This is a genomic window from Bradyrhizobium sp. 62, assembly GCF_023073035.1.
In the GTDB taxonomy this organism is placed as follows: Bacteria; Pseudomonadota; Alphaproteobacteria; order Rhizobiales; family Xanthobacteraceae; genus Bradyrhizobium.
Genome location: NZ_JADPIT010000023.1, coordinates 335,636 through 339,904, shown reverse-complemented (window position 1 = coordinate 339,904; position 4,269 = coordinate 335,636). Strand labels below are relative to the sequence as shown.

Sequence of the window (4,269 nt, the reverse complement as noted above, 5' to 3'; positions counted from 1 at the left end):
GCGGCGGCGAGCCAAAGCCGAAGAAATCTCGCATCGATGGCGCTGCCTGTGCCGGTTGCTGCGGCACCGGTGGCTTCTTTGGCGCAAGCTTTGGCGGGGCGATCGCTGCGGCCGCACCCGGCGTGCCGCCATCAGGCGTCGTCGCGGCCACCGGCGTATCGCCCTTGGCCTGCTCGCGGCCGACTTCGCGGCGCGGCCAGGCATAATCGTCAGCGCGGCCGGCCGGCGCAGCCAGTGGCTCGCCCTTCACCATCGTCTTCGCAGCGAGCGCATCGACGGCGGCAGGACGTGAGCCCGGCCCACCCAGCAATTGATCGGTCGAGATCGAGGCCGCAACCAGCGGCACGATCGGGCCGGCCAGCGGCCGCGGCGCGGGCTTGCCGGGTTCGGCACTGGTGTCGGGGGTCGCCGGTTCGCTCGGCAGCGCGATCGGGCCGGAGCGCCCGGCGAGCAGGCGGGTGATCTCGCGTTCGACATAGTGGGCGAGCTTGCGCGCGCCGGGTTTTGTGAAATAGACGCCGTCACCGCTGCGGAGTTGACGGATCTGGCCTTCGAAGTCCGGGCCCTTCTGCAAGAAGCGGCCGGCCTCGTCAACAAAGCCGTCCCATACGTCGACGTAAGTGATGCCGGCCTTGGCCGCGCCTTCGCGATAGAGCGAATCCAGGAACAGCATGTCCGCGGTGCCCTTGGGACCGCGGATCGCGGGCAGGCCGACCCAGAGCACCGGCACGCCCTTGGACTTGAGGACGTTGGCGAGCTCCTCGATCTTCTTGCCGTAGAGCTCGACCCAGCGTTCGTCGCGGAATTCGTAGAGGCCGTTCGGGTTACGCGCGGTCTTCTCGGGAGCAGCGACTGCGGGTGCGTCAGCGTTGTCGGCATCATCCTGCGGCAGGTCGGCATCGGCCGGCTTGTCGTCCGGCTTCGCGGCGGTGTCGCCGGGCTTGGCATCGCCAGGCTTGGCCGGTGGTTTGCCGCGCGCGCCCTTGTCGTTCTTCTTGTCCGTCGCCTTGTCCGATTTATCGGGCGCCGCCGCCTCGCGGATCGCGATGCGGTCGTTGAGGCCGAGCATCACCACGACTACGTCGGGCTTCTCGGTCTCGAGAATGCCCTTTGCAGCAGCCGTCCAGTCCGAGGGCTCACCCTTGGGCTGATACTTGATCAGGCCGGACGTGGTCTTGTGCTTGCGGATCACGCCCATGTCGGGCTGCTCGGTGTAGGCATCCTCCAGGCCGTAGGCGAGCCAATCGGCCATGGCGTCGCCGATCACCAGCACGTTCCTGTCGGGAATGGCCTCGCGCTTGGCCGGCGCCGGCGCGCGCGAAAAGTCCTGACGCGGTGCTTGCGGCTGTTGCTGCTGGAACGGCGCGAAGAAGTCGCCGCCGAACCATCCGCCACCGCCACCGCCACCTCCACCGTTCCGCGGCGGCGGCGGAGCCGCGCGCTGCGGTGGGCCGCCGAAGCCGGGGAAGTTGAAGAACTGCGCCGAGGCGGGTCCCGCGACCGACACCAGAATCGCAAGCGCCGTCCCCAGCGCGATCAGCGGGCCGGTCTCGGTCAGCACCTTGAACAGGAACTTCTTCGACATGCGATCTCGGCACGTGCAATGGGGATCGGGACAGGCTCGAATATAATAACGGAATCGGGCGCCAAACGGGCAGATTCTCTCCAGATTCTCTTCAGATCCTTGAGATTCTTGTCCCAAGATTATTGGCCCATACACGGCGAACGGCCGCCCCGGTCAAGGCTGTCGGCCAAAATCCCTGTTCAGGGTTACTTTCGACGCGATTTTACCGCCCGCGCAACCGGTCCAGCGCGTCGGAGGAGGCAAATCCGTCCGCGGGGACCCCGATCGAGGCCTGGAAATTGCGCAGGGCTTCCCGGGTCTGGCCGCCGAACTGACCGTCTGGGGTGCCCTTGTAGAAGCCGCGCTGGGCTAGCAGCTGCTGGAGTTCCAGCCGCTCGGTCCGGGACAGCTCCCGTTCCTGCCGCGGCCAGGGCTGCACGAACGGCTGGCCGCCGCGCAGGCGGTCGGCGAAATGGCCGATCGCCAGCGCATAAGCCTCGGCCGGATTGTACTTCATGATGACCCGGAAGTTCTGCAGCATCAGGAAGCCCGGCCCCTGCGCGCCGGCCGGCGCCAGCAGATAGGCCTTCTCGGCCGGATGCGGGAAGGGCTGGTTGGCCGGGCGCTTGAGGCCGAGCTTTTCCCATTGCGCCACCGTCATCGCCTTGGCGCGATCGGCCAGCATGTAGTTGAAGCCCTGGGGCACCACGACCTCGTAGCCCCAGGTCTGGCCGGCCTGCCAGCCGTCCTTCTTCAGATTGTTGGCGGTCGACGCGATCAGGTCGGAGGGATTGTCGACGACGTCACGCCGGCCGTCGCCGTCGCCGTCCACGGCAAAGCGCTTGAACGCGGTCGGCATGAACTGGGTCGGGCCGAAGGCGCCGGCCCAGGAGCCGCGCAATTGCTCGGGCCTGAGATCGCCGCGGTTGAGGATCTCCAGCGCGGAGAGGAATTCGTCCTTGAAGTAACCCTGGCGGCGGCCGATGCAGGCGAGCGTCGCGGTCGATTGCAGCACGCTCCGGTCGCCCATCTGCGTCGAGTAGTTGGACTCGATGCCCCATATCGAGGCGATGATGTAGCGATCGACGCCGGTGGCTTTTTCGGTGGCGTCGAACTGCGCCTTGTATTTGGCCAGGACCTCGCGGCCTTTGGCGAGGCGGTTGTCGTTCACGAGGATGTCGAGATAATCCCAGATCGACTTAGTGAACTCCGGCTGCGAATCCATCAGGTCCATGATGCGCAGATCGGGCGCGAGGCCTGCCGTGAAGCGCTGGAAATTTTCCTGCGTGATGTTGCGCCGTGCGGCATCGGGCCACATGCCCGCGACGCAATTGTTGAAATTGCCCGCGGCCTCGCGGATCGCGGCGGCTGTCATCAGCGGATGACCGGAGGCGCCGTCCTCGCCGGTCCAGGGTTGAACTCCCGTTTGAGCGCCGCTGGGCCCGGGCGCTGCTGGCGAAGGCGCCTGGTTCGGGCCGGAGAAAATACCGCCGAACAGATTTGACAGACCGTTCTGAGCCTGCGCGCTGGCGGGAAGCGGGAACAGCAGGGCGGCCGCAATCATCGTCGCACCGGTCACGGAGCCGCCCCGTTTTGCCAGCCCTGCCATTGATTGCATCATGTCCACACCTGTCCGGCCAAAATCCGCCCTCAGGAGGCCTGGTTACGGTTGCCAACAGCTTAACAAAGGTGAAATTTTGATGGTGGCCTTTTTCTTAACTCTGTGAGGATGAGGCCCCACATCCGCCTTTGTTGGCGGCTGCAAACAAGCTAGCAAGATGCCATTGCTCCCTTCACGTGTTCCTCAGGTATTCGATCAATCCCATGAAAATCCGCAAAGCCGTATTTCCCGTTGCCGGCCTCGGCACCCGCGTCCTGCCCGCCACCAAGGCGATGCCGAAGGAAATGCTGACGATCGTCGACAAGCCGCTGATCCAGTACGTCTATGACGAGGCCCGGGAAGCCGGCATCGAGCACTTCATATTTGTCACCGGCCGCAACAAAAGTGTCATCGAAGATCATTTCGACCGGATGTTCGAGCTCGATGCGACGCTGGCCGCGCGCGGCAAGAAGACCGAGCAGGACGTTCTGGCGCAGAACCAGCCGGAGGCCGGCGCCGTCAGCTTCACCCGCCAGCAGGCGCCGCTCGGCCTCGGTCACGCGGTCTGGTGCGCGCGCGACATCGTCGGCAACGAACCGTTCGCGGTCGTGCTCCCCGACGAACTCGTGCTCAATTCACCCGGCTGCCTGAAGCAGATGATCGACACCGCCAGCAAGCTCGGCGAAAAATCCAACGTCATCGCGGTCGAGGCGGTGCCTGACCATCTGACCCATCAATACGGCATCTGCGGCGTCGGCAAACGCACCGGCAAGATGTTCGAGGTCGACGGCATGGTCGAGAAGCCGGCCAAGGGCACCGCGCCCTCCAACCTCTCGATCACCGGCCGCTACATCCTGCAGCCGGAGATCTTCAAGATCCTTGAGACCCAGGAGCGCGGCGCCGGCGGCGAGATCCAGCTCACCGACGCCATGATCGGCCTCGCCAGATCGCAAAAATTCTACGGCGTCGAGTTCGAGGGCGAGCGCCACGATTGCGGCTCCAAACCCGGCTTCCTCCGCGCCAATATCGCCTACGGCCTGAAGCGGCCGGAGCTGCGTGACGGGCTCATTGCGGAGATGAAGAAATATCTGGGGCAGTAGCGCTC

3 protein-coding genes are annotated in these 4,269 nt (G+C 65.4%); 1 reads left to right on the top strand and 2 read right to left on the bottom strand.

The genetic code is table 11. The features are described from left to right. A partial coding sequence (locus tag IVB47_RS25210) for an SGNH family hydrolase (protein ID WP_247465253.1) occupies positions 1-1,585 on the bottom strand: 1,585 nt, incomplete at its 3' end. Between the two features lie 202 nt (positions 1,586-1,787). Next, positions 1,788-3,185 (bottom strand): lytic murein transglycosylase, encoded by a 1,398-nt coding sequence (locus IVB47_RS25205; protein ID WP_247465250.1) that lies wholly within the window; start codon positions 3,183-3,185, stop codon positions 1,788-1,790. A gap of 203 nt (positions 3,186-3,388) precedes the next feature. Here IVB47_RS25205 and IVB47_RS25200 point away from each other — a divergent pair, with 203 nt between their 5' ends. Beyond that, positions 3,389-4,264: a UTP--glucose-1-phosphate uridylyltransferase gene (locus IVB47_RS25200; RefSeq protein WP_027515491.1), complete on the top strand. Its 876-nt coding sequence runs from the start codon at positions 3,389-3,391 to the stop codon at positions 4,262-4,264. Positions 4,265-4,269: the final 5 nt, after the last annotated feature.